This is a genomic window from Hymenobacter sp. BT730, from assembly GCF_030542105.1.
Taxonomy (GTDB): domain Bacteria; phylum Bacteroidota; class Bacteroidia; order Cytophagales; family Hymenobacteraceae; genus Hymenobacter.
Genome location: NZ_JAUOFB010000001.1, coordinates 997,596 through 1,023,718, shown reverse-complemented (window position 1 = coordinate 1,023,718; position 26,123 = coordinate 997,596). Strand labels below are relative to the sequence as shown.

At 56.0% G+C, this 26,123-nt stretch carries 26 protein-coding genes; 7 read left to right on the top strand and 19 right to left on the bottom strand.

Features of this window, described 5'->3' with window-relative positions; all coding sequences use genetic code 11:
* The first annotated feature begins 907 nt into the window (after window positions 1-907).
* Window positions 908-1,237 (top strand): DMT family transporter, encoded by a 330-nt coding sequence (locus Q4G72_RS04360; protein ID WP_303310212.1) that lies wholly within the window; start codon window positions 908-910, stop codon window positions 1,235-1,237.
* Window positions 1,238-1,245: 8 nt separating this feature from the next.
* On the opposite strand, the gene Q4G72_RS04355 is transcribed toward Q4G72_RS04360, so the two are convergent.
* Window positions 1,246-1,821, bottom strand: coding sequence for a Crp/Fnr family transcriptional regulator (locus tag Q4G72_RS04355; RefSeq protein WP_303310211.1), 576 nt, complete (start codon window positions 1,819-1,821; stop codon window positions 1,246-1,248).
* 73 nt (window positions 1,822-1,894) lie between these two features.
* On the opposite strand from Q4G72_RS04355, the gene Q4G72_RS04350 reads away from it, so the two are divergent.
* The 4 genes from Q4G72_RS04350 to Q4G72_RS04335 all read left to right on the top strand — a co-directional run bounded on the left by Q4G72_RS04350 (window position 1,895) and on the right by Q4G72_RS04335 (window position 4,547).
* Window positions 1,895-2,425, top strand: a complete 531-nt coding sequence (locus tag Q4G72_RS04350; RefSeq protein ID WP_303310210.1) for a GNAT family N-acetyltransferase — start codon at window positions 1,895-1,897, stop codon at window positions 2,423-2,425.
* An 11-nt stretch (window positions 2,426-2,436) separates the two neighbouring features.
* Entirely contained in the window at window positions 2,437-3,366 is a 930-nt protein-coding gene (locus Q4G72_RS04345; protein ID WP_303310209.1) for a DMT family transporter, read from the top strand.
* 10 nt (window positions 3,367-3,376) lie between these two features.
* Window positions 3,377-3,883 (top strand): GNAT family N-acetyltransferase, encoded by a 507-nt coding sequence (locus tag Q4G72_RS04340; RefSeq protein WP_303310208.1) that lies wholly within the window; start codon window positions 3,377-3,379, stop codon window positions 3,881-3,883.
* A gap of 121 nt (window positions 3,884-4,004) precedes the next feature.
* A complete protein-coding gene (locus tag Q4G72_RS04335) occupies window positions 4,005-4,547 on the top strand; it encodes a GNAT family N-acetyltransferase (RefSeq protein ID WP_303310207.1) in 543 nt (180 codons plus the stop codon).
* A gap of 641 nt (window positions 4,548-5,188) precedes the next feature.
* Here Q4G72_RS04335 and Q4G72_RS04330 read toward each other — a convergent pair.
* The 12 genes from Q4G72_RS04330 to Q4G72_RS04275 form a co-directional block, all read right to left on the bottom strand.
* Window positions 5,189-7,114, bottom strand: coding sequence for a YfjI family protein (locus Q4G72_RS04330; RefSeq protein WP_303310206.1), 1,926 nt, complete (start codon window positions 7,112-7,114; stop codon window positions 5,189-5,191).
* Window positions 7,111-7,764, bottom strand: coding sequence for a BT4734/BF3469 family protein (locus Q4G72_RS04325; RefSeq protein WP_303310205.1), 654 nt, complete (start codon window positions 7,762-7,764; stop codon window positions 7,111-7,113). Before Q4G72_RS04325 ends, Q4G72_RS04330 begins: the two co-directional genes overlap by 4 nt.
* Window positions 7,765-7,795: 31 nt before the next feature.
* Window positions 7,796-8,023, bottom strand: a complete 228-nt coding sequence (locus tag Q4G72_RS04320; protein ID WP_303310204.1) for a helix-turn-helix domain-containing protein — start codon at window positions 8,021-8,023, stop codon at window positions 7,796-7,798.
* Window positions 8,024-8,222: 199 nt separating this feature from the next.
* Window positions 8,223-8,522: a helix-turn-helix domain-containing protein gene (locus Q4G72_RS04315; RefSeq protein ID WP_303310203.1), complete on the bottom strand. Its 300-nt coding sequence runs from the start codon at window positions 8,520-8,522 to the stop codon at window positions 8,223-8,225.
* A 112-nt stretch (window positions 8,523-8,634) separates the two neighbouring features.
* Window positions 8,635-9,468 (bottom strand): hypothetical protein, encoded by an 834-nt coding sequence (locus tag Q4G72_RS04310; protein ID WP_303310202.1) that lies wholly within the window; start codon window positions 9,466-9,468, stop codon window positions 8,635-8,637.
* A 53-nt stretch (window positions 9,469-9,521) separates the two neighbouring features.
* Window positions 9,522-10,892: a site-specific integrase gene (locus Q4G72_RS04305; protein WP_303310201.1), complete on the bottom strand. Its 1,371-nt coding sequence runs from the start codon at window positions 10,890-10,892 to the stop codon at window positions 9,522-9,524.
* Between the two features lie 361 nt (window positions 10,893-11,253).
* Window positions 11,254-12,000: a LytR/AlgR family response regulator transcription factor gene (locus Q4G72_RS04300; protein WP_303310200.1), complete on the bottom strand. Its 747-nt coding sequence runs from the start codon at window positions 11,998-12,000 to the stop codon at window positions 11,254-11,256.
* A complete protein-coding gene (locus Q4G72_RS04295) occupies window positions 11,997-13,103 on the bottom strand; it encodes a sensor histidine kinase (RefSeq protein WP_303310199.1) in 1,107 nt (368 codons plus the stop codon). The genes Q4G72_RS04300 and Q4G72_RS04295 overlap by 4 nt, the downstream gene beginning before the upstream one ends.
* A gap of 96 nt (window positions 13,104-13,199) precedes the next feature.
* The gene (locus Q4G72_RS04290) at window positions 13,200-13,901 is read right to left on the bottom strand and encodes a pirin family protein (protein ID WP_303310198.1); all 702 of its coding nucleotides are present in this window, start codon (window positions 13,899-13,901) and stop codon (window positions 13,200-13,202) included.
* Window positions 13,902-13,950: 49 nt separating this feature from the next.
* A complete protein-coding gene (locus Q4G72_RS04285; RefSeq protein ID WP_303310197.1) occupies window positions 13,951-14,661 on the bottom strand; it encodes a dioxygenase family protein in 711 nt (236 codons plus the stop codon).
* A gap of 194 nt (window positions 14,662-14,855) precedes the next feature.
* The gene (locus Q4G72_RS04280; protein ID WP_303310196.1) at window positions 14,856-15,329 is read right to left on the bottom strand and encodes a DUF4890 domain-containing protein; all 474 of its coding nucleotides are present in this window, start codon (window positions 15,327-15,329) and stop codon (window positions 14,856-14,858) included.
* A 48-nt stretch (window positions 15,330-15,377) separates the two neighbouring features.
* Complete coding sequence (locus tag Q4G72_RS04275; RefSeq protein ID WP_303310195.1) at window positions 15,378-15,788, bottom strand: hypothetical protein; 411 nt, start codon at window positions 15,786-15,788, stop codon at window positions 15,378-15,380.
* A gap of 521 nt (window positions 15,789-16,309) precedes the next feature.
* Between Q4G72_RS04275 and Q4G72_RS04270 the strand changes: the two genes are divergently transcribed.
* Together Q4G72_RS04270 and Q4G72_RS04265 are read left to right on the top strand one after the other, a co-directional pair.
* A complete protein-coding gene (locus Q4G72_RS04270; protein WP_303310194.1) occupies window positions 16,310-16,480 on the top strand; it encodes a hypothetical protein in 171 nt (56 codons plus the stop codon).
* 92 nt (window positions 16,481-16,572) lie between these two features.
* Entirely contained in the window at window positions 16,573-18,483 is a 1,911-nt protein-coding gene (locus tag Q4G72_RS04265) for a T9SS type B sorting domain-containing protein (RefSeq protein WP_303310193.1), read from the top strand.
* A gap of 49 nt (window positions 18,484-18,532) precedes the next feature.
* Here Q4G72_RS04265 and Q4G72_RS04260 read toward each other — a convergent pair whose 3' ends face one another.
* The 6 genes from Q4G72_RS04260 to kaiC all read right to left on the bottom strand — a co-directional run bounded on the left by Q4G72_RS04260 (window position 18,533) and on the right by kaiC (window position 25,762).
* Window positions 18,533-19,984, bottom strand: coding sequence for a phytoene desaturase family protein (locus Q4G72_RS04260; RefSeq protein ID WP_303310192.1), 1,452 nt, complete (start codon window positions 19,982-19,984; stop codon window positions 18,533-18,535).
* 32 nt (window positions 19,985-20,016) lie between these two features.
* Complete coding sequence (locus Q4G72_RS04255; RefSeq protein ID WP_502213667.1) at window positions 20,017-21,552, bottom strand: lipase maturation factor family protein; 1,536 nt, start codon at window positions 21,550-21,552, stop codon at window positions 20,017-20,019.
* A gap of 95 nt (window positions 21,553-21,647) precedes the next feature.
* Window positions 21,648-23,330 (bottom strand): PAS domain-containing sensor histidine kinase, encoded by a 1,683-nt coding sequence (locus tag Q4G72_RS04250; RefSeq protein WP_303310190.1) that lies wholly within the window; start codon window positions 23,328-23,330, stop codon window positions 21,648-21,650.
* A gap of 25 nt (window positions 23,331-23,355) precedes the next feature.
* Window positions 23,356-23,685, bottom strand: a complete 330-nt coding sequence (locus tag Q4G72_RS04245) for a circadian clock KaiB family protein (protein ID WP_303310189.1) — start codon at window positions 23,683-23,685, stop codon at window positions 23,356-23,358.
* 1 nt (window position 23,686) lies between these two features.
* A complete protein-coding gene (kaiB, locus tag Q4G72_RS04240; RefSeq protein WP_303310188.1) occupies window positions 23,687-24,019 on the bottom strand; it encodes a circadian clock protein KaiB in 333 nt (110 codons plus the stop codon).
* A gap of 9 nt (window positions 24,020-24,028) precedes the next feature.
* Window positions 24,029-25,762, bottom strand: coding sequence for a circadian clock protein KaiC (gene kaiC / locus Q4G72_RS04235; RefSeq protein WP_303310187.1), 1,734 nt, complete (start codon window positions 25,760-25,762; stop codon window positions 24,029-24,031).
* Window positions 25,763-26,123 lie beyond the last annotated feature (361 nt).

The following is a 26,123-nucleotide window of genomic DNA, read 5'->3' as shown; positions in this document are numbered from 1 at the left end:
CAAACCTTTGTTATTAGACCTTAAGCTGAAGCAGATGTACTACTGACTGGAGTGCTTTCCATACCTAGATATGGGGTGGGCTATGGGGAAAGCACTGCTCGGGTATTTATATAATAGCTAGTGGAGCATCAAAAAAGTGAATACTTCATAATTGAAGGTACCCAGTCTGGCTTTTTCGTTTCTTTTTGGACTAAATACCCCCGCTATTCTACCAGCTACCCCACCATTATGAGTCTCTCTCCCCGACTTTCTGAAGAAGGGATTGACATTTAACGACAGTGGGCTTAAACGCCGTTTATGCTACTGCCAGAGCACTATTTACCGGGAGGCATACAGGTTATCTCGTATACTTTTCATCAGGGGGCAGAAGCTGTCAGGAGCAGTTCCGCATAAAAGCACGAGAGCAAAAATATTTGAAAGGTGCGGCCTGTAATCATCAGGCCCTGCTATAGCCCCAGACGAATTTCCTTCTCACTACCAAATACCCCACTGACTAAACGGACCAAAGTGCTTTCGTCGGTTTAGTCAGTGGGGCGAATGCTAGTTGCTGGAAAAAAGCTGGGGGTTGGCAAGGTAAGAGGGGGCAGGGCCTACAAAAAGACTGTCCAAAAAATAGCCCCGAAAAACCGGAGTTTCGGGGCCGTTAAGGCGGGTCAGAAAAGTGTCCAGCAAACGAGCCTTTGTTGGACAGGAGATAACCTATGTTACTTAATGCACGAGCTGCTATAACAGATCCAGCCAGCGGCTGCGCGGGGCCCGCTGCGGCACAGAGGGCATTTCTCCAGGGAGCGTCTCATGGGACTTTAGCCACTGCCGCTGAGTAAGCTCTTGGTAGCGTTTTTAACATTGGTAAAAAGAAGGGTGTGCGCTAGACTAGACCTTTGTCCCAGTACATTTCCTATTCGTCATGCAATGGTTGTTGTTGGTCCTGGCCGGGTTGGCCGAAGTCGCGTTTGCCTTTTGCCTGGGCAAGGCGAAGCTGGCTGCTGGAGCCGAAGCGGTCTGGTGGTACGCCGCCTTCGGGGGGTGCGCGGTTCTGAGCTTTTACTTGCTCAACCTGAGCCTGGCGCAGATACCCTTGGGCACGGCCTACGCCGTCTGGACCGGCATCGGGGCAGTGGGTACGGCGGTGGTCGGGGTCGTCGCGTTTGGGGACCCACTGACCGGGCCGCGCCTATTTTTTCTCGTTACCCTTATCGGGTCCGTACTGGGGCTAAAATCGGTAGCACACTACTGATGAGGCGACTACTTAAATTTGGCACGTACGCGGCTCAGCGTGACTTGGGTAATGCCCAAGTACGACGCCAGGTGCCCCAGCGCCACGCGGTGCAGCAGGTGCGGGCTGTGACGCAGCAAGTCCGCGTAGCGTTCCTCCGCGGTACGAAACTGCCGGGCAATGAGCTGCTGCTCGGTTTGCTGCCACACGCGCTCGACCAGCACCCGCCCCCAGTTGGCCAGGTGGATATCCTCCCCGTACAAGGCGTGCAGCGCCCGCATGTTGAGGCGAAACAGGCCGCTGTCTTCCAGCAGTTCCATCGTCTCGTAGCTCACGGCCTGCTCGGTATAGCCCCGAATTGAGGCCAAAACAGACCCCTCTTCGGAAAACCAAAACGTAACCTCCCGGTCCTCTCGTCGGGCATACACCCGCGCCAAGCCGCGCTGCACCACATACACGTGGTGGGCCAGCGCGTCGTCCCGAAACAAGACGGCACCCTTCGGCAGTTCCACGTATTCGGCCAGCGCCAGCAGCTTCTCCAGCGAAGCGGGCGGCAACGGGTGCGTAGCAAGCAGAATCTCGGAAAGGGTCAGGTTTGGGGACACGCCCGCAAGATAACCGATGCTTTTTCTGGTGGGGCTCCGCCTTGCCGACTTTTTATACTTCAACGACTCCCCTATGGAACCCATCACCCTCCGCCAAGCTACTCCAGCTGACGTTAGCCAGTTGCAGCACATCGGCCGCCAAACGTTTTTCGAAACGTTCGCCGCCAGCAATTCCGAAGAAAACATGCGCGCCTACCTGGAAGAAGGCTTTGCGACCGAAAAGCTAACCACGGAGTTGCAAGAGCCGCACTCCGCCTTCTACTTCGCCGAGCAGGCGGGCCGCGTTATTGGCTACCTAAAAGTCAACACCGGCCCGGCGCAAACCGAGCAACACGCCCCCAACGCCCTGGAACTCGAACGCATCTATGTGCTGCAGGAATTTCACGGCCAGCGTGTGGGGCAGCTGCTCTACGAGCAAGCGCTGCACCTGGCCACGCAGGCGCGGGCCGAGTGCCTGTGGCTCGGGGTGTGGGAAGAAAACCCGCGTGCCATCCGCTTCTATGAGAAAAATGGCTTTATCGCCTTCGACAAGCACGTTTTCAAGCTCGGTGAGGACGAGCAGACCGATATTATGATGAGGCTGCCCCTGCCCATCAACCAGTAGCGGTGACGTCCATGCCAAAGAAACCACTTTTTCTGGGCCTGCTGCTGCTGGGCACGGCTTTTTGGGGCATCTCCTACCCGGTGGTCAAGGCCGGGGTGAGCTACGCTGACCCCTACAGCTTTCAGACCTATAAATTTTTGATGGCCGCGGCTGCCGTTGCCCTGCTGTTTCCCCGCCAACTCGCCCAACTGACGTGGCGCCCGGTGGGCTGGGGGCTGTTGCTGGCCCTGCCACAGTTCTTGGGCAGCACCCTGCAAACCATCGGCCTGCAAACCACCAGCGCCGCCAATGCGGCTTTTCTCACCGGCCTGAGCGTGTTGCTGGTGCCGCTGGGCAAGGCCCTGCTCTATCGACAAGCCGTGGAGCCCAAGATGTGGGCGGCGGGCACGCTGGCTCTAGTCGGCCTCTACGTGGTGGCCATGCCGGGGAGCTGGCATCTGCACGCAGGCGACGGGTGGATACTCGCCTGCGCCGTGGCCTTTGCCGGCTACGTGCTGCTGGGGGGACGAACGGCCCGAGAGCCGCACTTGATGGCGATGCTCGTGGTGCAGCTGCTCGGCTGCGCGGGGCTGGCCCGTCTTGCGGGCTGGGGCGCGGGCTACCCGTTGGCCATGCCGGCGGCCGGAGCGTTCTGGCAAGCCATTGGCTTCTCGGCGCTGCTGGCCACGGCCTACGGGTACGGGGTGCAACATTATGCCCAGCAATACCTGAGCGAAGAAAAAGTGGCCCTCACTCACTTAGGCGAACCCATTTTCGCGGCCCTTGCGGGGGCCGTGTTGCTGCACGAAACCCTTACGCCCCGCACGGTAGTGGGGGGAATGCTTATTTTCGGGGCGATGGTGCTTGCGGAGGTAAAGCTGTACGGCTGGGAGCGCCGCCTGAAGCCGGCCAAAGCGCCCGTTCCGCCCATTCAGAATTCTACCCTAACCTCCTTACCGTAGCCTGCCCAACATGCCTACTTCACCTTTCCGCGTGGACTTAGCCACGGCCGCCGACATTCCCGCCCTGTTACCGCTGATGGAGGGACTGGCCGACTTTGAGCACTACCGCGACACGTTCGCTGTCACGGCCGACGTGCTCTACCGGCAGGGTTTCTCCCAGCAGCCGCCCGATTTCTACTGCTTGGTGGCCCGCCACGATGAGGGGCACCTGGGGGGCCTGCTGGTGTATTATTTCATCCCTTTCACCGCCAGCGCCCGGCCCACACTCTTTATCAAAGAGCTGTTTGTCGCCGAATCTTACCGGGGGCATCACCTGGGCGAGGAATTAATGCGTGCCGCGGCGCGGGCCGCCGTAGCGCACGGCTGCGGAGCGATACGCTGGGCCGTGGCGGCCTGGAACGAGGCCGGACGACGCTTCTACGAGCGCCTGGGTGCGCAGGCCAACCCCGTTTGGGTGGACTATAGCCTCAGTGGCGATGCGCTGCTGGCGCTTACCACCCCGCCCACTGGTAGTTAGACGGTCCGACCCAGAACAGGCCAACTGGCCTGGTCTAGCGCGAGTAGTTCGAAGAAACTCTTCCCCCACTGGACTCGCCGCACCGCACTGCACGACCGTATTCATCCCTTGTTTTTTCTTTATGCCTGCTTTTTCACAGCAACCCGTTCTGGAAACCGACATTATCCGGTTACTGCCCTTGCAGGCAGATGATTTTCAGGTCCTCTACGCGGTAGCCGCTGACCCCAAGATTTGGGAGCAGCATCCCAACAAGGACCGCTGGCAACAGCCGGCCTTCACGACCTTCTTCGAGGGGGCTATGCAGAGCAAAGGCGCCTTCAAAATCGTGGATAAGGGGACGGGTGCCACACTCGGCAGTACTCGTCTGTACGATTATAACCCACAGGACAACAGTATATTCATCGGCTATACCTTCTACGGAACGCCGTCCTGGGGGAAAGGCATCAACCAGGCCGTCAAGGCCTTATTGCTTGACTACGTGTTTCAGTTTGTGGAGACGGTGCGCTTTCACATCGGGGCCGACAACGTGCGGTCACAAATTGCCATCCAGCGCCTAGGCGCCACCAAGGTGTCCGAGCAGGAGGTGACCTATTATGGCGAGCAGCCCAAGCTCAACTTCGTGTATGAGGTGACGAAACCCACCTGGACCACTCGGCCCAAGTAAGAAGGGCACGTAAGTATCGGAGCTCCCAGCCGGCCCGCTCGTTTAACCGTTGTACCAAACTTTTAACCAAGGCCAATAATCAGTATTAGGATAAGGCCCGATAAGTGAAATTTATTAGCCCTTAAGGTGATGAAGATTTACTAGTGGTTGCAATGCTTTTGAAACCTGGGTATGGGTTTGGCTGTGGAGAAAGCACCGCTCGAGTAATTTTTCAATAGCTGGTGGAGCATCAAAAAAAAGTAAATACTCCATAATTGGAGGTACCCAGTCTGCCTTTTGCGTTTCATTTTCTGCCAAATACCCCCACCTTTTTATGAACTACCCCATCATTATGAGTCTCTCTCACCAACTTTCTGAAGAAGGGATTGACATTTAACGCCTATGGGCTTAAACACCGTTTTTGCCACTGCCAGAGCACTATTTACTGGGAGGCAAACAGGTTATCTCGGCTACTTTTCATCAGGGGCTAGAAGCTCTCAGGAGCGGTTCCGCGTAAAAGCACAGGAGCAAAATATTTTCAGCAAACGGCTTGTAAGGATTATGCTTGCTGTGAAACCTCACTAATTTCCTTTTCAGTACCAGATACCCCACTGACTAAACCGACAAAAGGGCTTTCGTCGGTTTAGTCAGTGGGGCAGATCCTAATTACTGGATAACAGCAGCGGATTGGGCTGATAGGCGGGAGCGGGTGGCCGGCCGGTAGGCTTTGCTGCCACCGGAACCTCCCGCAGCCAGTTCAGGGCTACCAGTTCCTCCAGTGCTTCCTGTACAGCACCCTTACTGTTCAGTCCCCGCCAGTTTCGTCGTTCCACGTCTCTGGCCGTAAACGGGGTGGGCAGGGCCGTCCGCCGCTGCAGCTGCTCCCCCAGTGCGGCCGCACTGCGCTGGGCACTGGCACCATAGCCATACAGACGGCGGGCATGCGCCTCCAGATAGGTACACCAGCGGATAGCCAGCTGCAGCGCGGACAGGCTCACAGGGCCGGTGACACCCTCTGCGACAATGTCCAGTAGGTGGAATACCAGCGCCAGGCAGGGCAGCAGCTTCCGGTATTTGGCCAGATGCTGCACCAGCGCGGGCAGTTCGCCAGGGGTGGTCAGCTTCCTCTCCAGCGCGGTCAGCCACTCAATGAAGACCAGCTGCGCTCCGCTCTCGAAGTGGAAACAGGGAATGGCTTCCCCGGGGAGCAGATGGGCTCCGACAAGGGTAACATCCAGCGTATCCAGTCGTCGCAGTAGTTCCTGCAGTTCGTCCTGGGCCTGCGCATTCGGGGCCGCATCCACATAGTGATAGGGGCGGGCATCAGGCCAGGAAAGCAGTTGCAGGCGCTGCAGCATCCCGTCATTCTGCCCACGTACCGTCTGCGCCAGATAGGGCTCTATCTTATCCGGCTGAATGCCGCCCAGCAGCGAGAGGCAGCAATGCGGCACCAGTGTCGTGCCCCGGCCGATCCGATCCGAGCTGTAGCTGCTCGTCCCGTTCCACCCCTCCAGATAAAAGGCTCGATCATTTTCATGGCCCTGCTTTTCCCAGCTCTGCAGCAGCCCGGTCAGCTCATCGCGAAACATCAGCAGCCCGCGCGGATTCTCTCCCAGCAGTTCGGTGAGCTTCTCCACCGTGCAGTCATTGGCCAGATAGCGGGGAGGGGCAGGCAGGGCTACGGCATCGAGTTCCAGTAATTCCTGCTTCAGCTTCTCCAGCTCTTCCCATGCCTTTTTCTTCGCCGCTGCACCCATCGCTGACCGGAGTGCTTCCCGGCGGATTTTCAGCACCTCCGCGTCGGCGGCATGCTCCTTTTCTGCTTGGACATAGGCAGCCTGCGCCTCTTTCTCCAGCCGCTTCAGCGGGGCAATGGCGGCGTTCAGGGTCGGCGTCTTTAACCGGGAGGGTTCGGCAATAATGGCCCCCCACAGATTGGGCACTTCCTTCCAGGAGGTATCCTGCTGCTTGGGCCAGATACCGCACCGAGTACCGATCAGCGAGCCCAGCATCGTCAGCGCGCCCATTCCCAGCCAGTCCGGTGGGCTCTGCATCCGGTGGGCAATGTCAAGCAGCGCCGGCCGCAGCGGGGGCGGAAAGAGCGACTTATCAAAGACAGGCACCGGCAGCAACGCCGGCACCACCGGCAGAGGCAAACCCCACTCCTCGGCAGTAACTGGTAACGGAGGATACATACCGCGAAGCTTACCATCTGCCATGTATGGCCTGCAGTTATGAGCCGCCTGATGTCGATTGTAGATACCCTCAATGGTTGGTTTGATGCGCTCCGGGCCATGTCCGGGCCCATCGCAGTGCTGCAGAGCCCAGGAAAGCAGTTCGTCCCGAGGGACACCCCGCTCATTACAGAACAGGGTAAGCTTAGTCAGCCAGTTATTACGGCCGCTGTTTTCGCCCTGGGGCGATGGTCCGCTACTGAAGTGCTGCAGGCACCATGTCAGGGCATCAGTAGCATGCTGAGAAGCTTGGTTTTCAGTGCGGTTGTCAGGCAATGTGTCCTTAGGAGAGTATAGCGAAGGAGGAGCTGGCAGCGTTTCCAGCAGGTCACTATAATTGAGATGAGGGGTCATGAAATGGGTGGTACAGGGGAAAAGTGATGAAAGTTTGGATGCAGATAGGCATCGGGATCATGTGCCACAAAGCAGGCGCGGGCAACATCCTTACCGGCCGGGTCCGGGGTCAGGCCTAGGGTGCTGTAGTGATGGCGCAGGTAAGCCTCTAGTGTATGCCAGCTGTCCCGGTACGAGGCATGGGGGTTGGTGGGGAGCAGGCATTTGAGCCCGTCCCCCGAAGGGCTGGTGAACAACAGCACGATGGCCGGGCCCAGATGAGGATCGTTTAGCAGCGTCTGTCGGGCGGCAGACACATCAGGCAGCTTGTCGAAGTCCAGCACGAGCAGGCCCGAAGGCTGCTGCAGGCCATGGTTGTGGCGGCGGGTAAATGTACCGGCCGGGGTGACATAGTCCAGACTGCTTTTCAGTCGGGTATACGCCGGGCTTCCCCGACCGGCAGCGCGTAGCGCCTCGGTCCGGGCCTGAAAGCGCGGGCTGACGAGTAGCTGATACAGTTGTCCGGGGCTGATGGCCGCATGGGGCAGGATGCTTCGAATCCCTCCGGTAAAGTAGCTGAAGCGTGGGGAGCGTTCTCCCGGGGCCGCAGGGACCACCCGTTCGGGGTGGTCGCTGGCAGCCTGTGGTAAGGAAAAGAGGGTGTTGGGCATTCCAACAGAGCCGAGCTATCGGGAACCCTGCTTAAGCGCTGGCTGAACTCGGCGAGAGGTATAGATCAACGTAGGTGTTGAAGTAAATGGCTTTACCTAAGGTTTCTGCCTCAGAACGAAGGTAGTAGATGCGTCTGCCCTGCCGAATGCGCTGCAGCCAGTTGTTCTGGGCCCAGCGGCCCAAGGTACGCGCACTGATCCGTAGGGCGTTGCAGGTATCTGATGTAGAAACCAGTTCCTGCGTTGGCGACCCAGCCATAACCCACGCCCGCAGCCCATCATAGTGTGGGAGTTGTTCTGGTGTCAATGAGGCCCGTTCATGGATCCGGTGGAAGAAAATAGCAAGATCCGGATGCAGACCACAGATGGAAAAGTGTCCCTGCATTGCAACAGCCGGAAGTGGCTGGGGTGCCGCAGGAAGTTGCGGGTTCTCCCCTTTCAGTCGTTTCAACAGCGCACTAAACATGGGTCACCTCCTTCCCGGTGCGGTTACCGGCTTCCACCCACGCCATCAGGTCGGTGCGGTTGAAGTAGAGTTTGTTACCCCGCTTGCTGTGTGGGATGACCCGATTGTGTACCAAAGCATAAATTCGGGACTTACTCAGGCGAGTAATCTCCTGAGCCAGCTTTACTCCCCCTAGTTCAGATGTTGGCTGTTTAATGGGGTTAAGTAGATTATCAACCTCATGCCGGATAGCTAAACGGAGGTCTTCAAGAAGTTGGGCATACTCTATGCCAATTGTAATTAATGTTGCCATGTGGCTTCAATTCATCGGGGGTGTTAACCGATTACTTCCACAAAGAGAAAGCTTTTGAAGCATGGAAAATCGCGGTTTTGCGCCGCGCAAAAAAAACGCAAAAACGAAAAAATCACATTGTTGTAAGTAATGCTTTTGCGCGCTGATACACATCCTGAGATATAGGATTACCAGCATTAAAATCTCCTTGTAATGAGCGAAGCGAAGGGAGCTGACCTGACGTCTCTCCATACCTGTTTAGCAGTGCTTGGTGAAGAGCTACATTATCTGAGAGGATGAGACGCTTGCCGTCTCTCAGCGCCTCTATTACCGCTCTCCAGATTCGGGGCTTAGAATCTTCTGTATGGTGAAGCGAACCGTCTAAAATCCCAAGCTTAATTAATAATTGGTCAAGGTCGGTCTCTTTGAAACCATTAGGAAAAAGTCCAGTCCACGGAATGCGGCCTTTAGCAGGGGATACACTAGGAATCTTCTTATGCTTATGCTCATCCGCCTCCAATTTCGCCCTTTTAGTCCTCACCCACTTCCTCGCCCGGGCTATGTTCTCACTATAATATCGACTGACAAATGGACCAATGTCAAGGTTAGAACCTTTAAACGTTCGATAAGGCTGATCTACCCAATCAGAAATTTTATCCAATTCATCTAGCACATCTTCCAGATATTCCAGATCCATTTCGTCTGGTTCAGGGAAGTGGTACTCTAGTACTCCTGGAACATTTATTGGGTCGGTACCTCCAAGCCAAAAGCCTAAAAACTCATCAAACCGTTCTGAATAAGGAGGTACAGCCCGTAGACAATCTTCCTCCTGCACAGCTGTCAGAATACCCCAGTCGATGAACTTATGAGTGCGAAATTTTGCAAACAGCTTCCGATAGATTTCCTCAGCCTGCGCCCTACGTTCATTATATGATTGGGGCCTTTTGCTGTTTTTAGCACCGGGCATATGTGTTTACTGGTCTGTGAAGAAAAGGATCAAAAACAAGTCTAAGCGCTTCATTAAAGCAATTGCTCAAACGCTGCGTCCATAGTATCAGATGTAAACGAATCTAAATAGATAGCAGTTACTGCCTCTGACTTATGCCCCATAGCTTGTGAAATAACAGCTGTATTGGTTCCAGTCATTTTAAGCGCCGTTGCGAAGCTATGTCGAGCTACATATGTAGTTAATGGAGTCTCGATGCCTGCCTGCACCCCAAGGTCTTTCAGATCCTTATTTACCTGGCCTAGCACTTTGTGCAGTCGGTTTTTTACCTGACTGGGTGTTTGATGCTTGCTTAAGTCTAGGATAGGAAATATGTAGCTATCGGGTTGAGCAAATGTATACGGCCGGTAAGCAGATAAAATGGCAGCAGCAGGTGGCAATAGACGAGTTGAAAACTTCCCTCCTGTTTTCTGCCGGACATAACTGAGTCGTTGAGGTTGTCCTATTTCGTCGGCACCACTCAAGTTGGTCCACCGAAGCTGCGCCAGATCTACGAAATTGATTCCTCCGCAGTAGAAAGAGAATAAGAATACATCTTTCGCCAGTCTTTGTCGGTCGCTGTCTGGTAGCAGTGCTTCTAGTTTGCGGAGTTCTCCGCGGGAAACAGCACGCTTTGCAGTGGAGACGTTGAACTTACCAACTTGAAATTTATGGCGCTCAGAAATATTACGAGCAAAGGGGTAGCTATCTGCCTTTGCTAGTCCTGTCGCTATAGCTTTGTTCAGGACTGCTCTGAGCGTGCGAAAACGTAACGACAAGGTAATTTCCTCTACACCTGTTGCCCGTAGTGTTGCTTCCCATTCATTGCAGAAGCTTACCGTCAAACGGTCAAACGGAATGTCATACTGCTTTACCCAGGCAGCCTTTTCTGCTTCTTGGCCTTTTCCTAAGGGTGGGGCAGGTGCATTGTATTCGGCACCAATAAACTTTGCCAACTGGTTGCTTAGGTCGCGGTAAACTCCTGCATTACCTATTTGGCCACTTCCAGCCATGCCTGTAGCTAACTCCTCAATGTAGGCCAGCAGCTTTACGCGACGTTGCGCCTGACGACCTTCCACAGCTTTCTTGAAAACTGTTAGAGCATCGTGTTCCTCGTCATTTCCGGCTAAAGTATTGGCTGCAGCTTCGTATTTCTTCCGCCAGCCCTCTAAATCATTTATTAGTTTTTCCCGCGCTGGTTCAGGATAGCTCCGACGAATCTCCTTCTTTTCCGCATTCCAGTATTTAGGATGAAGGCTTAGCCCAGTATAACGATAGACTTGCTTCCGGTTCTTCGTTACCCGCACAACAAACGGATGAGCCCCATCCGCTAGCGTTTTGCTGGTGTAATAAACCACTTTGATGGTGGCCTTGCCTTCCTTGTGCTCTGTAGTCCTTGTGCTCATTTTGCATAACCCGGATTATACACTGGGTTATACAAGTATAACAATTTTCGAAGTACGAGTAACAAATAAGAGTAGAACAAAATTTGTAACCATCTGTAAATAAACCACATTAACAAATAACGGCAAACCATAAACACATAATACCCACAGCTTCCCAAGCTGAGGGTCGCGAGTTCGAGCCTCGTTTCTCGCTCATTAAAAAATCCCCTTGTCTTTTACGGCGAGGGGATTTTGTTTCCTATACAGGTTTAGGCACCAACACTATTTTCGCTGTTATTGCTAAGATGTGAATGGGGTAGGCAGTTCCCATTATTAGCGTAAGTCTATCCTCTTTCTGACAAATATTTCAGATTACAGCTTTCTATTTCCAGCGGCTAATAAACTGGTCAAAGGCCTCGCGGTAGCCGTCACTGATAGGAATGGTTTCGGTTCCTATTTGCACGGTACCGCGTCCAATAGTAGTAATGTGCTGCAGGCCTACAATGTAGGAGCGGTGAATGCGCATAAACTGCCGGGCAGGCAGCTTCTCCTCCAAGGACTTGAGACTCATTAGGGAAAGCAGTGGCCGAGGCTCGCTGCGCCGATGCACTTTCACGTAATCCTTAAGCCCTTCTACGTACAGAATATCCTGGAAGGGAACCCGCACCAACTGGTACTCCACTTTCAGGTAGAGGTAGTCCTCCTGGGGCTCGGTTGGCTCGGCGGCCGCAGGCGCAGGCCGCAGGTTTCGTTCGGCGTAGGCCCGGGCTTTATCCGCAGCTCGTAGAAACTCCTCGTAGTTGAAGGGTTTGAGCAGGTAATCCAGGGCATCTACTTTATAGCCCTCCAGCGCATACTGGTTAAAGGCAGTGGTAAATACTACCCGAGGCCCGCCCCCACCCGGGCCCTTATCCAGAAGGTGGGCCAGTTCCAGACCGTTGAGGTCAGGCATCTGTATATCCAGAAATAGCAACTCTACCGGGGCAGTCTGCTGTTGCAACCCTCGTAAGGCAGCTACGGCGCTGCTATAAGAGCCCACCAGCTTCAGAAAGGGCGTGCGCTCGATAAAGGAACCCACCAGCTTCAGCGCCAGGGGCTCGTCGTCAACGGCAATGCAGTTTAGCGTCATGAGAGCAGATCCAGCGTAAGATGCACCCGGTACTCATGCCCGGGTGTGGATTCCGTAATAGTGAGGGTATGCCGACCAGGGTAAAGCAACTGCAGACGCCGCCGGGTATTGGCAAGCCCGATACCGCTGTTTTCATCCAGCGCAACTGGTCGGTCAAGGAATACGGTATTCTGCACCGTCACGTCTAACATATGAGGCAGCGGCTGCTGTACTGCTATCCGGATACGACTGGGCTCCAGAGCGCTGACACCGTGTTTAAAGGCGTTTTCCACGAAAGTGAGCAGCAGCATAGGGGCAATAGATACGTCTCGTAGCGGCTCGGGCACTTCAAATTCCACAGTCACATTGTCGGTTAGCCGCAGCTGCATCAAATCAATGTAGTCGTGCACAAACTGAAGCTCCTGACTGAGCGGTGCCGTGCCGCTTTGTGTCTCGTAGAGCACGTAGCGCATCATGCGCGAGAGCCGGTGAATGGCCTCTCGCGCCTGGTCGCCATTCATCAACGTGAGGGCGTAGATGTTATTAAGAGTATTGAAAAAGAAATGCGGGTTGATCTGGGCTTTTAGCCAGGAAAGCTCCGTGGAGAGCTTTTCCTGCTCCAGTGCCTGGCGAATTTGAGCATCCCGCTGCCCGCGCTGCACAGCGGCAATACTGGTACTCAGACCCAGCACCAGTAGCGTAGAGAGCAGCACGGCTGGGTCTACCAGGCCGGAACGGCGGCCCGGCTCCCGGTTAGGGCGCGGGGGCAAACCAGTGGCGGCTCCTGGTACCGCCCCGTTTGCCGGAATCCAGTTGGCGGACGGGCGCGGAGGTGCCAGCAGATTTCTTAGGGCTCGATAAGGAAACACCACGCTACTGACCACCAGAATCAGGAAAAGCAGGTAGACCAGCACGCGGCGGCGATACAGCAGTTGGGGCACGGCCCAGCCCAGGTTCAGATAAAAGACGCCCAGGCAGACCACAAACAGGGCAGATTGGAGCAGGTAAAACGGCAACTGTGGCAGGCTATGACTGGGCTGAGTAAAAAGCAGCACACCCAAAAGCCCCCATACCACCGCATGCAAAAGCCCGGCCTGCGCCTGACGAGGAGTAAAAAATGCCATCGGTTAGCCTTTACGTAAATGTGGGTCAAGCTACTCGCACACCCAATAAAAACCGGCATAACGGTCAGGCAGCCGGGTGTAAACAATTAGTACCGGTTAGGCCGGCATTTCCAGAATCAACACCACGGCATCGTGGCTGAGGGCTTCCAACTCAACTTCTGCCGTATCCCACAAGGCCAGCCCGTCGTTCTGGTGCAGAAGTCGGCCTTCTACCTCAAAGGCGCCGGCCAGCACAAAGGCAAAAAAGCGCGCCTGCGGGCTCTGCATTCTAGATACTGCCTCCGAACGGCCCGCAAACTGCCCCAGGCTTACATTAAACGGTAGTGGCAGGCTGGGTATAGCGGGCAGGACATTCACCAAAGTATTAACCTGGCCCGCCAAATCAAATGGGAAAGACCTTCCAGGGCCGGACACCTCTGGTAATGCTGCCCTTATCCATAGCTGCAGAAAGTGAATGGTTTCTGTAGGGTAAGGATTAGAAAAAACTAGAGAGCTGCCCGCAGCCACGGGCGAGAACAGCAGCTCTCCTACCTCCACGGGTACGGCGGAAGAGGCCACGGCCACATTCACCGTCCCGGTTAAGGGCAGGACCAGGACATAGATAGGCTCCTCAACCGGCAGAATGAGTTGCCGGCCCCCACCCACCACTTCCTCATTCAGCGCCTGGAGTAGTCCAAAGGCCTCCTTGTCTTCGGCCTGAAACTGGCCAAACCGAAAGGTACTGGAGCGCCGGAAGTAAGGGCTTTCCACCACCCCGCGTTGCTCTGAAAGGAAAATCTTTCCAGGTATGCGCTTCATGACAATCATAATTCGTGGTGGTGCCCCAAACGGGCAGGGTAATGCGCCGCTAGGCCGCTACTCCAAAGGTGATGGCCAGGTCAAAGCCGTTGGATGTATTCCCGGTTACAGTAGCCAGTTCCTGGCTTACTCCGTCGCTGAAGACGTTGTCGTTCTGATGGTAAGTGTAGCCGCTCAGGCCCTTGCTGTAGCCATTCACGGCGGCCAGAGCCGTGCCACTCCCTTCAGGGAAGGCAATTTGGGTTACCTTCAGAGAGGTACCACTGGCACTATACACGTGCACGTGGATGTGAGTAGCGCGCCCGTTGTACCAGCCAGGAAAAATGGTGGTAAATGTTACCTGCCCGTTGGCATCGGTCACTTGTCGGCCGCGCAGAAAGTGTACGCCCTGGTAGTTGGCAGACTGCATACCTCCACCCCCGTATTCCGAATAATTACCCGCAGCATCACAGTGCCAGATGTCTACAAAGGCACCAGCCAGGGCGGCACAGTTGCTGTTGGTATTGGTGATGGTAATGATGGCCTTCATGAAGTAGCCTTCTTTCCCATCCCGGATGTCACTACGCACATAAGAGGAAGGCACTTTGGTAGGGAATGGTCCTTCGGTTTCGGTTGGGGCCACATTGCAGTTGCCTGCGCCTGCGGTGCCGGTGCTGCCAGTGGTTGGCGTTATCTCATTGTCTTTACTGCAGGCAGCGAGCAGAGCCGGAACTGAAAGGCTGCCTACCAGCAGGCTTTTGAGAAAGTGGGATCTTTCCATGGTGTTTCAGTTCATTAGAATGAAGTTGAACATGCACCAAAGATGTTTGGTAGCAGCTGCTTCGCTTTCTAACAATCGACGCTTGCAGAATTTCTATCGACGTATCCGGCCTATAGCTCTAATAGCTAAAAATCAAAATGCCTGACCGGTATGGTCAGGCATTTTGATTACTGAGGTTAGTTTATCGGAGCAGGTTAACGGGCGTTATACGCCGCACTGCTCTGGCCCTTACCCCGGTGCCCAGCCTGGCTGGCACCACCCTGACCAGGACCGTGGTGGCCGCGGGCCTTCTTGTCTTGCTGCAGCTGGGTATATTTTGCATACTGCACCTTGGTCAGCACTTTTTTAAACTGGGCATCGTACTTGGCGCGGCTGGCTTTCATTTGAGCACCCCGCTGTTCCCGGGAGCCCTCGCCTTTGGCCTGGCCCCGCTGGGCCATCATTTCCTGATTGCGGGTCAGCAGGATCTGCTTAATACGGCTGGTTTGCTTAGCTGAAAGCCCCAGCTCCTGCTTTAGCTTTTCGCTATGCTTGGCGGCCCGCTCTTCGGCGGAAAACTGGCGATGCTCGCGGCCAACTGCTGACGAAACCGGACGGGTACTTTGCGCAGAAGCAGCACTAAACGTAAGAGCAAAGGCGGCAACCAGGGGAAACAGATATTTTTTCATGGAAGTAGGGTCGAAGAGTTAAAAAAGAAACTGGAAACATGGGGTTGCCTAGCGGCGACCATCACGCTGGTTGCTTCGGTGTGCGGCCTCCCAGCGGGCCCGCTCGGCCGCACTCACGCGGTGGTTGCGGTCGTAGCCATAGTTAAAATCCTTATCGTAGCGGTCATTGCGGCGGTCGGCCTGGCGCTGCGCATCTTGGCGGTTGCGTTGGGCAGCGGCCTGCTGGGCGGCACGGTAGTTGGCTTCCTGGCGTTGGGCTGCTTCCCAGCGGGCTCGTTCGGTAGCAGTTACTTTATGGCGCCGGTCATAGCCGTAGTTAAAGTCTTTGTCGTAGCGGTCATCGCGGCGGGCAGCTTCCCGGCGGTTGTTGTCAGGAAGGTCCGCGGCCGAAGCAGAGAAAGAACCCGTAGTTACGAGCAGAGCCAGAGCAGCGGCAAAGGAAAAAAGGGAAGTTTTCATAGGGATAGTGAGGTGAAGATGAAAGGCCGATGCGTCTCCTTTATCGGAAGCAAGCGGCCCGGAAAAACCATTTAAGCGCTTGATTCCCCAATTGCAAGCCCAGTGCCACGAACCGCCTACAAACTTCTCTGGCGCTTAGTGTGTCGATAGAATAGCCGCTTTTATCGGCCAGACCACTAATTGGCTCGACCACACGAACAGGCCCGTAGGCTGGGCCTGACCGTGGGTCAGGAGAGGGCCGCATGGGCTCAAGACCCTTCTTGCAAAATCAGGAGGGCAGTTTACTCTCTCTGTCTACTACTATGCTCGGCGAGGAAGCCAATAGGACTCAGGAGCAGAACAGTAGCTTTCCAGCTTCTTATTCAGGCTATCCGTCCAGTTATTTAGCCGGCTAATCGATTCATTCGCAGTGGTATCCAACTAGCAGGCAGATTGAGTAGGCAGTCAGATCAGCGGCTGCTGCCACTGCCTTACCGGCGAAACCGGCCCGCTGTTTTTTCATTTTTCTTCCCTATCTTTTTATGGCAGCATCTGTTCGCCTGGTTCCGGCTGTCGTCGGGCTGCTATTGGTTGCCCTGACCATGAGCGCCTGTGATGCGCTTGTGGTAGCCCCCAAAGGCCGTGGTGGCAAAGCCTGTGGTACACCACCGGCCGCCGACACCACATCTTCTACTACCCCGACGGCAACGTAGCCCCGGGCTCCAGAACACTGTCCTGCTCGCCTAACAATTAGGGCAGTGTTTTTTCAGGAGGATTATCGTGTCATTCTATGCCAGCTACCTCTATGCTTTCTGGGTGCAGCCGCCTGGGATACCACCTACGATTTCTCTTCCTGGCAGGCTTTTTCCTGATTTGTGCTTCTCCTGCCTGGGCCACCCACATTGTAGGGGGAGAAATGGAGTTGCGGTACAAATCGGGCGCTTCATATACCCTAATTCTCAACCTGTACTTTGATGATGTGCATGGCGACGACCAGGCGCTGAGCTTCGAAGTATTGGCCGGAATTTTTGACAAGGCCACCCATCGGCCGATGCAGGAAGTCGTGCTGCCGCTCGTCAGCAACACCTTCGTTAACTACACCAACCCGGCCTGTACTCAGCCCACTTTGCGGACGCGTAGGTTAGTGTATCGCCGGGATATAACCCTTGATCCGCAGGTTTATACCAGCATGAGCGGTTACTATGCCGCAGTTGAGCTTTGCTGCCGCAACGAGGTTATCAGCAACATAGCTGATCCGGGGGGAGCGGCTCAAACCTTTTATCTGGAGTTTCCGGCCGTGGAGCGCAACGGCCAGCCTTTTATTGATTCTACTCCCCAAATCTTTCCGCCGCTGAATGATTATGCCTGTAAGGGAGAGCTGTTCTATTATGACTTTGGAGGCGTAGACCCAGATGGTGATTCCCTGGCTTATAGCATGGTGACCCCGCTGAATGGACATGCCATACCGCGCAACCCCTCTCCGCAGCCGAGGCCCTCACCTTACAGCCTGATAACCTGGTTGCGCGGATTCAGCGAGCAGGCGCAGCTACCTGGCAATCCCACCATGCAGATTGATGCCCACACCGGGCGCCTGACGGTGCGCCCCTCTGAATTTGGGCTGTTTGTGTTTGGTGTCCGCTGTGAGGAATACCGCCAGGGAGTGAAAATTGGGGAGACCCGCCGCGACTTTCAACTGTTTGTACTGAGTTGCGAGCCCAACACGCCTCCCAGCGTACAGGTGTATCTAAATGGCAGTACCCGAGCCTACCAGCCCGGGCGCGACACACTTCGGATTTTGCCCGACCAGAACCCATGCCTACAAGTGCGCTTTACCGATTCTGACCGTAACTCGCGGCTCACCGTTTCGGTGCGGCCTGTGAATTATAGCGGCCCGCTTCCCACCTGGTCGGGCCCTACCAGCGGCACCGTACGGGCCAGTAACGTGCCGGATACGCTGCAATCCACCTTATGCTTTCCCAGTTGTCAGGATACCGAGGGCAAGGTGCTCCTGCTGGATGTTATGGTGGCGGATAATGGCTGCAGTCTGCCCAAGCGGGACACCGTGCGCCTAGCTTTTACAGCCGTATCTGCCCCCAATGTGCCGCCAGACCTAACTTCTTCCTTTCCTCCATCCGCTACGGATGCTCCTACTCTGGTAGAGGTGCCCTTAGGCAGTGTGTTCACGGCCAGCTTGCTGGGGGTAGATAAGGATGGTAACCCATTGGTGCTGAGTGCCGCAGGGCAAGGCTTTGACTTAACGGCGGCGGGCATGGAGTTTTCTACTCAGAACGGCCCTGGTCGGTCTACGGGAACCTTCCGGTGGCAGGCAAACTGCGAAGCGGCCGAGCTGGGCCAGGAGCTGACCGTGCAGTTCCAGTTGCAGGAAAGCACCACCTGCCCCGGTGAGGCACGCCTGCTGCCGGTGCGCTTTGCGGTAGTGCCCGTGCTGCCTACTACCTCCTTTCTGCCCCCCAATGTTTTTACGCCCAACGGCGACGGGGTAAATGACGAGTTTACTTTACCAGACCTACCCGCAGATTATTGTGATGCCCGCTTTGCCGGCATCCAGATATTTTCGCGCTGGGGAAATGAAGTGTACCACTCCGGGGAGCGGACTTTCCGCTGGCCAGGGGCGGGCACGGCAAGCACTTATTATTACCTCATTACCTACACCGATGGCCGCCGTTTCAAGGGCTGGGTTACGGCGGCGCCCTAAAACGCTCCGCCATTATGCATAGCCTTGTCAGGGGATAAAGACCGGGCAGCTATTCGCGGTAAAGTGGGGGTGCTGGCAGGTGAAAAACGTCCTGCAGAGCGCGGCGGGCCGCGTAATAGCCACACATACCGTGTACCCCCCCACCGGGCGGGGTGGCCGAGGAGCAGAGATACAGCCCCCGCTGCGAGGTGCGGTAAGGCGAAGCCCGCAAAGCAGGGCGCGTAAACAATTGCCTGATGTCCAGCAAGCCCCCGCTGATATCCCCTCCCACATAGTTTGGGTTGTAATCCTCCAGCTGGGCCGTATCAAAGGTGTGGCGGCCGAGGATGCGCGCTCGGAAGCCGGGTGCAAAGCGTTCCACCTGGCGCTCAATAGCCTGCGTCATATCTATGCGTGAGCCATTGGGCACGTGGCAGTAAGCCCAGGCCGTGTGCCGGCCAGCCGGAGCACGGGTAGCGTCAAACAGGCTTTGTTGTGCCAACAGCACAAAGGGCTGAGCCGGGTGCTGCCCCCGCGACGCGGCTTGCTCACTGGCGGCAATTTCCGTCAGCGTATTACCCAAGTGTACAGTGCCTGCCTGGGTACAGCCCGGCGCGGTGAAGGGAATCGGCTCGGCCAGTGCCCAGTCGACTTTAAACACGCCCATGCCATAGCGGTAGCGCCGAAGCTGCCATTGGTAGATGCTGGACAGGCTATGGCCGGCAATCTGCAGGAGTTGGGCGGGCGTTACATCCAACAAAACTGCCCTTGCTGCCGGCAGCTGTGCCAAAGAGCGCACGTACGTACCCGTTTCAATTTGACCGCCCAAAGCCACAAAATGTGCCACCAGCGCATCGGCAATGGACTGGGAGCCGCTCTGGGGCAAGGGCCAGCCATTGCGGTGCGCTGCTATCAACATGACCAGGCCAATGGCCGAGGTAGTGAGGTTGCTCAGCGGCTGAATGGCATGGGCCGCCATGCCGGCCAGCAGGCCCCGGGCTTTTTCGCTCACAAAATGCCGTGCCAGGACCGTAGCTGGCAACAAGGCCCGCAGGCCAAACCGAGCCATGTTTAATGGGTGCTGTGGGAAGTGCAGCGGGGCCAGTACGTCATTGGCAATGCTGGGCCATTGCCTAACAAGGGGGCCCAGCAAGCGCTGGTAGGCCGCCGCGTCGGGGCCGAGGCTCTGGGCGGTGTCCGCCAGCGAGGTTACCAGGGTAGCGGCCGTACCGTCATCAAAGGGGTGCGCGGCGGCTACGGGCGGGGTAATATATTTCAGCCCATACTGGGCCAGTGGCAAAGTCTGCAGGAACGGCGAGGCGGCAGCCAACGGGTGAATGGCCGAACAGATGTCGTGGCGAAAGCCCGGCAATGTCAATTCAGCTGTGCGCAGGCCACCACCTAACTGCTGTTTGCCTTCCAGCAGCAAAACAGACAAGCCTGCCTGCTGCAATACTATGGCCGCCGACAGACCGTTAGGGCCGGAACCAACGACAACGGCATCATAGGTGGGCGTGCTCATACGTAGCAGGGAAAGTGACTCGTCCGGGCAAGTTAGGGAATCCAGCCAGCGCTTTTCAGGAACTCCACCAGTTGCGGATTACTGGTAGACAAGGCAGGCAGCCAGAGGTCTACCCGGTCCCGGGTCCACCACAGGCCCTGTGGGTTCCCGGGCCGGGCAAATGAATATCGGTACCGAACAGCGCGGATGTAGCGTGGCGGCTGCCCGGGAAAAGGGTTGCTGGCAAACAGACTGAGCGCCGCAGGGTCGTTATGCAGTAGTTTCCACACCAGGTGCACCGTCCAGGGGTACTCGTTGGGAGAGGCCATGGCCGCGAACCACATCTGCCAGTCTAACCGCAACTGATAAGGCGCAATTTGCGGGGGGCGCTGGTTTAGTGCCACCGGCAGGCCTTTGTAGGGGTAAGGTTTCCAGTGGGCAGTATCACTGGGGACTTTATCCATTGTGCCTTCAAATACGATGTTCCACCGCTCCTTTCCCACCGTCCCAAAGGCACCATAGGTGTTAACCAAGCCCAGGGGGTCGAAGGAAGTATTCATAATTTGCCCGGGCGACACCATGTTTAATACCGGCCTAATGCTGAGCACAGCAATAACCGCTGTAACTACCCAGGCCGCCGTGCGCATAGGCGGAGACACTTCCGCCTGCCCTGCCGCTGCTGCTGCCTGGCGTACTAACCCTTGGGGCAGCAGCCGGGCCCAGAAGCCATCATCAAAACAGGCCAGCGCCGGGACGATGGTCAGCCAGTTTAAAAACGAGAGGTTACCGCTCAGAATCAGGTTGAACTGAAAGAGCACGATGATGGCGCCGGCCAGATGACGGGCAAGCCGCGGGCCGAAGACGAAAAAGGGAGCCACCAGCTCAGCCAGCCAGTTAAACCACACGCCCATTTTCAGGGCCATATGGGGCAGGAAATGAAACCAGCGGCTAAGGGGGCCGGGAATAGGCTGGGTTTCGAAATGATAGTAAAGGGCCGTGCTATTGCGCCATACTTCGTCTCCCCGAACTTTGATTAGGCCGGCCCCCAGCATAATGCGAAAAGCCAGCCAGCGGAATAACACGATAATGGGCATGGGCGGCGCATAGCGGGGAAAAGGGCGCCAGTCCAGCAGGGGACAAAGAAAGATGGCTAAGAATCCGGTTTCCGTCAGTTGGATTTCCCAGCCGTAGCCATACCACTCCTGCCCAACGTGCACGAAGGACATATACAAAACCCAGAGAACCAGCAACAGCAGCCCATTGGCAAAGCCGGCTACCACCACGCAGGAAAGCGCAAAGCCCAGCCAGGCAGCGACCAGCAGGGCCGTATCAGAATGCCAGAGCCAAAAAAGCGAAGGCAGATGCGCGAAGCCCGCTCCCGCCGACCCCGTTACCTGACTTACCCGCTGCAGGAAAGCCTCAAGGGGCAGCAGCCCCTGCGAGCCAATTAGTGGGAGAATCTGCTGGATGGCGACCAGAAAGGCTACTGCATAGATGAGGCCCAGCAGGCGCAGCATAACAAACCTAGTAAGCCAGTACGTGGGCGTAGTCTCGGGTACGCGAGGCAGGCTTGGGGACGCGCTTTCCATTTTCTTTTTCGCTGATGGAAAAGAACTCGCAAATGGAAAAGTATACGGCGGGGGCTGAGGGGAGGACAGCCGGAATACAGTTTAATAGCTCCCGGCTATCCTTTAAAATAAACCATGAAGGTGGAGCCTTCCTGAAAGGTGCTCTGTACCTCAATCCAGCCTCCCATGTTTTCAACAATCTTTTTAATCATATAAAGCCCCACCCCACTACCGGGTACATGGTCATGGAAGCGCTGAAACATGGTAAACAGCTGGCCCTGATTGTCTGGGGTAATGCCCAAGCCGTTGTCCTGTACCTGTAACACTACCAGGTCTGCTTCCCGGTAAGCACGGAGCTGGATGCGCGGCGGACGGCTGGGTGCATGGTACTTCAGGGCATTGCTGAGCAGGTTATACACCACACTGCGCAAGTTTTTCTCAGAAAACGAAATAGCCAGGTCAAGCGGAATATCTACCTCCATCTGGGCACCGGTTTGCTGAATCAGTGGGGCCAGATCCAGGCCTACCCCCTCCACAATGGGCAGCAGCTTTACCAGGGCCGTGGGCTGACCGTACTCTTTCTGCAGCTTAGAAACCTCGGTGAGGTGAAAAACGGTCGTCGTAAATCGGTCTATGGAGTCCTGCATCATCTGCAGAATGCGGTGCACTTCTTTTTCCTCCTGCACAGCGGCCGGCAGCTCTTCCAGCAGGGCCTGCACCAGGCCTTCAATGTTATTGATGGGGGCCCGCAGGTCATGAGAGGCCGTGTAGATAAAATTATCCAGGTCCACGTTTACCCGGGTGAGCTCCTCATTTTTATCCTGGAGCTGGTGCTGGGCCTGATCAATCTCCTCCAGCGCCAGCTTGTGCTCATGGATATCGGTGCAGGTGCCAATCCACTGTATAATCTGGTCCTGCTCATTGCGCGAGGGCAGGGCCCGCCCCAGCATCCAGCGGTACTCGCCCTGCCAGTTGCGGAACCGGTATTCAATTTCAAACGCCTCCCCGGTAGCCAGACTATGCTCCCAGCGCGCCTGACTGCGGGCCCTGTCGTCGGGATGGATATGGTTGCTCCACTGCCTGTCCAGGGGCTGGTCTATACTTTCCCCGATATAAGCAAACCAGCGGCGGTTGAGGTAGGTAGTAACCCCTTGGGCATTTGCTGTCCAGGCAATCTGGGGGATACTCTCCAAAATCCGGATGGCTTCGGCGGCCGCCTGCTCTACTACCCGGCGGGCCAACTCCTGCGTTTTCAACTCCTGGTTTTTGCGGTCAATCAGGGCATTCTGCTCGGCTACCTGGGCCCGGATGTGGGTAATTTCCCGTTGGGAGGAGACATCGGTAATAATGATGGCCAGCACCGGGGTCTGGTGGAAGGCCAGCGTATTCATGGAGAGAGAAAAAGGCAGCAGCGTGCCAGCCGAAGTGCGCAGTGGCATCTCGCCCCGCGTTTTTCCGGCCCAGCCTTTTACCAGCAGACTTTTCCAGTAAGCCTGGAAGCCCTTGGGCACAAAGCCGTGGAATGATCCACCAATCATTTCGGGCAGCGCTACCTGCAGCAGGCCGGAGAGGGCGGCATTGCAGTACAGAATAGTGCCATCGGGACTCAGCAGCAGCGCTCCTTCGCTCATCTGCTCTATCAGGGTGCGGTAGCCCTGGTCGGCGCCTTCCAGCGTAAAGATGCGGGGGCCATCGGCGCCTTGCACGGCCAGGGCATCCACGGCGCCGGTACGGATGGCATAAATCAGGTCTTCGGCTTCCTGCAGCCGCTGGCGCAGCTCCTCCAGTTCACGGTTCATATCCGAAACATTGGATGTTGCCATATCAGCTCCGGCGTAGCAGCGGGTCCGGGGCCGGCGTAATGCCTAGCACCGCCAGCACCCGTTCCCGGTCCGACAAGTCGCCGACTAAGCGGCGCACCAGCCCCGGCCCCCTTTTAATCAGGATGGGTATGCCGATCAAATCTTCATCCTTGGCCAGCTCCGGCTGCTGATACACATCCATAATGAGCAGTTCATAACGCCCCTTCAGGTACTGCTCGCAGATTTCCTTGATGTTGCGCACAGCCCGGGTAGAATTCGGGGTAGCTCCGGTGATGTACAGATGAAGCACGTATTCGGCCGCCGACGCTTCAGACGTTTCTTCTGCTTCCATCCTACGCTTTGCCGAAGCCCTCCAAGGAACGGATATCCAGGCCAACCAATACCTTTTCCTTGTTCGATAAGTCCCCGATAATCTTGCGGATGGGCTGCGGCACCTTGCGCACCAGCGTGGGAATAGCCAGAATCTGGTCACCCTCGGCCAGCTGCGGATTTTGCAGCAAATCAATTACCTCCAGCTGGTAGCGTCCCTTTAAATGCTCTTCGCAGTATTTTTTCAGGTTGGCCAGGGCCGTCACCGATTTTGTGGTTTGCCCTGCTACATATAAGCGCAGTTCCCAGGTTTCCTCTTCCATGACAAGGGGCGTATTCGCCAGTAAACTATTCATAAATGCTTGTTAGGCCTGGGGCGCGTTGTCGTTTAATTTCGGATTTTTTTCCGAAGGGAAGGCACTGGCTACTTGCTGGCGGCCGCTGGAAAGGGCCTGCTGCCGAGTATTTTCCTCGTCATTAATTCGGCGCAGTTCCTCCTCTACCGATTCAAACTCGGTGCGCAGGTTGGCAATAGTGGCTTCCAGCACCCGGCGCTTGCGCTCCAGCTCCCGGTCGCGGCGCTCCAGCTCCTGCTGTTGTGCCATGGACAAGGCCTGCTCCTGTATTTTTTGCGTCAGGCGGCTGGCGCCCGTCACAATGCCGGTGGGTCCGATAACCACATCTAACAGGCGAATACCCTTGCTGGTCACAATAAACTCCCGTACCTGATTGGAATGAGACATGCCGCGCGACTTCAGAATACTGAGTCCCCGGTTCCGCTCGCCAATTCCTTCCAGGTCGCGCACGCTAATCCAGGTATCTACCAAGGAAGAAACCCCTTCCTCCGTCATTTCCTGCTGAATATTGCGCCCGCTCACCAGCGAGGTAAAAAAGGCCGTAATACCCTTCACTTTGAGGTAATCAATCAGGCGGGTAAGCATGCTGCGCACCTCGGCCAGGTTGCCCACCGATATAAGGTTGCTGATGGGGTCAATGACCACGGCATCGGGCTTGAACTCCCCAATCAGCTTATGAATGGTGACCAGGTGGCGTTCCAGCCCACTCAGCGTGGGGCGGGCGGCCTCAATTCGTAACAGCCCCTGATCCTGCCAGGTGCCCAGATCCATGCCCACAGAGCGCATGTTGCGCACCAGCTGCTGAGGCGACTCCTCAAAGGCAAAATAAAGGCAGCGCTTCCCCTGCCGACACATTTCGTGGGCAAAAGAAGAAGCCAGCGTGGTTTTGGCCGTGCCGGCTGTGCCGGTAATCAGCACGCTGCTGCCCTGATAAAAGCCGTGCCGGTCAAACATCTGATCCAGCGCCGGTATCCCCGAGGATACTATCTGATCAGACACCTCATGGTTGAGCTGCAGGGAAGTAACGGGCAGCACGGAAATGCCATCCTCACTGATCAGGTAAGGGTACTCATTGGTGCCGTGGGTACTGCCCCGATATTTTACGATGCGCAGGCGGCGGGTCGTAATCTGGTCTATCACCCGGTTATCCAGCAGAATGACGCAGTCCGACACATATTCTTCCAGCCCCTGTCGGGTTAAAGACCCTTCGCCCCGCTCGGCGGTAATTATAGTAGTAACTCCTTTATCCTTCAGCCACCGAAAAAGACGGCGGATTTCAGACCGCAGCACACCCTGATTGGGAAAGCCCGAAAACAGCGCTTCAATGGTATCCAGCACCACGCGCTTGGCCCCAATGGAATCAATGGCATAGCCCAGGCGAATAAAGAGCCCTTCCAGGTCGTACTCCCCGGTTTCCTCAATCTCGGAGCGGTCTACGTGCACATGGTCCAGGCGCAGCAGCTTTTGGGCCTGCATAGCGGGCAGATCGAAGCCCAGGGAAGCAACGTTGGCGGCCAGTTCATCGGCGGTTTCCTCAAACGTCATCAGCACGCCGGGCTCCTGGTAGTCCTGGATGCCACGCACCAGAAACTCAATGGCCATCAGGGTCTTGCCACAGCCGGCACTGCCACACAGCAGCGTAGGGCGCCCCAGCGGCAGCCCACCGTCCGTTATTTCATCCAGCCCTTCAATACCGGTTGGCGCTTTGGGTAATGAAGGAAGTACAATGGCAGAAGATGGCATATCAGCGGACATAAAAGCAGAGAGGAGCGCAGGCTAGGCGCAAAGGCAATGAAATGATGATGAGTAATGGAGAAACCGATTTCCCGATAGCGCCGCAATTTCTACTAAGCAGAACGCAGTTTTGGGTTCCGGGTGCTGAGACCCTTATACTCTTTTCCAACTACACGGTTATTCTGTGTACTCCAAATAAGCTTCCGGGAAGAGAGAAAGGCCAACGAAATTCGCTTAATGAAAGCATATCATCAAATCCAGTAAAACCCAATAGATAAGCTGATGTGGATATATTTCACAAAAATTTTACCTATACTAAGGATACAGTCACAAAACAGCTACTTGCTTTCCCCATGCCTACTGCCCGTTT

Bases quoted from the DNA above. Each gene is read 5' to 3' on its own strand.
- Q4G72_RS04360 (WP_303310212.1), top strand. From the start codon at position 908: ATGCAATGGTTGTTGTTGGTCCTGGCCGGGTTGGCCGAAGTCGCGTTT.
- Q4G72_RS04350 (WP_303310210.1), top strand. From the start codon at position 1,895: ATGGAACCCATCACCCTCCGCCAAGCTACTCCAGCTGACGTTAGCCAG.
- Q4G72_RS04345 (WP_303310209.1), top strand. From the start codon at position 2,437: ATGCCAAAGAAACCACTTTTTCTGGGCCTGCTGCTGCTGGGCACGGCT.
- Q4G72_RS04340 (WP_303310208.1), top strand. From the start codon at position 3,377: ATGCCTACTTCACCTTTCCGCGTGGACTTAGCCACGGCCGCCGACATT.
- Q4G72_RS04335 (WP_303310207.1), top strand. From the start codon at position 4,005: ATGCCTGCTTTTTCACAGCAACCCGTTCTGGAAACCGACATTATCCGG.
- Q4G72_RS04330 (WP_303310206.1), bottom strand. From the start codon at position 7,114: ATGACCCCTCATCTCAATTATAGTGACCTGCTGGAAACGCTGCCAGCT.
- Q4G72_RS04325 (WP_303310205.1), bottom strand. From the start codon at position 7,764: ATGCCCAACACCCTCTTTTCCTTACCACAGGCTGCCAGCGACCACCCC.
- Q4G72_RS04320 (WP_303310204.1), bottom strand. From the start codon at position 8,023: ATGGCTGGGTCGCCAACGCAGGAACTGGTTTCTACATCAGATACCTGC.
- Q4G72_RS04315 (WP_303310203.1), bottom strand. From the start codon at position 8,522: ATGGCAACATTAATTACAATTGGCATAGAGTATGCCCAACTTCTTGAA.
- Q4G72_RS04310 (WP_303310202.1), bottom strand. From the start codon at position 9,468: ATGCCCGGTGCTAAAAACAGCAAAAGGCCCCAATCATATAATGAACGT.
- Q4G72_RS04305 (WP_303310201.1), bottom strand. From the start codon at position 10,892: ATGAGCACAAGGACTACAGAGCACAAGGAAGGCAAGGCCACCATCAAA.
- Q4G72_RS04300 (WP_303310200.1), bottom strand. From the start codon at position 12,000: ATGACGCTAAACTGCATTGCCGTTGACGACGAGCCCCTGGCGCTGAAG.
- Q4G72_RS04295 (WP_303310199.1), bottom strand. From the start codon at position 13,103: ATGGCATTTTTTACTCCTCGTCAGGCGCAGGCCGGGCTTTTGCATGCG.
- Q4G72_RS04290 (WP_303310198.1), bottom strand. From the start codon at position 13,901: ATGAAGCGCATACCTGGAAAGATTTTCCTTTCAGAGCAACGCGGGGTG.
- Q4G72_RS04285 (WP_303310197.1), bottom strand. From the start codon at position 14,661: ATGGAAAGATCCCACTTTCTCAAAAGCCTGCTGGTAGGCAGCCTTTCA.
- Q4G72_RS04280 (WP_303310196.1), bottom strand. From the start codon at position 15,329: ATGAAAAAATATCTGTTTCCCCTGGTTGCCGCCTTTGCTCTTACGTTT.
- Q4G72_RS04275 (WP_303310195.1), bottom strand. From the start codon at position 15,788: ATGAAAACTTCCCTTTTTTCCTTTGCCGCTGCTCTGGCTCTGCTCGTA.
- Q4G72_RS04270 (WP_303310194.1), top strand. From the start codon at position 16,310: ATGGCAGCATCTGTTCGCCTGGTTCCGGCTGTCGTCGGGCTGCTATTG.
- Q4G72_RS04265 (WP_303310193.1), top strand. From the start codon at position 16,573: ATGCTTTCTGGGTGCAGCCGCCTGGGATACCACCTACGATTTCTCTTC.
- Q4G72_RS04260 (WP_303310192.1), bottom strand. From the start codon at position 19,984: ATGAGCACGCCCACCTATGATGCCGTTGTCGTTGGTTCCGGCCCTAAC.
- Q4G72_RS04255 (WP_502213667.1), bottom strand. From the start codon at position 21,552: ATGGAAAGCGCGTCCCCAAGCCTGCCTCGCGTACCCGAGACTACGCCC.
- Q4G72_RS04250 (WP_303310190.1), bottom strand. From the start codon at position 23,330: ATGAACCGTGAACTGGAGGAGCTGCGCCAGCGGCTGCAGGAAGCCGAA.
- Q4G72_RS04245 (WP_303310189.1), bottom strand. From the start codon at position 23,685: ATGGAAGCAGAAGAAACGTCTGAAGCGTCGGCGGCCGAATACGTGCTT.
- kaiB (WP_303310188.1), bottom strand. From the start codon at position 24,019: ATGAATAGTTTACTGGCGAATACGCCCCTTGTCATGGAAGAGGAAACC.
- kaiC (WP_303310187.1), bottom strand. From the start codon at position 25,762: ATGCCATCTTCTGCCATTGTACTTCCTTCATTACCCAAAGCGCCAACC.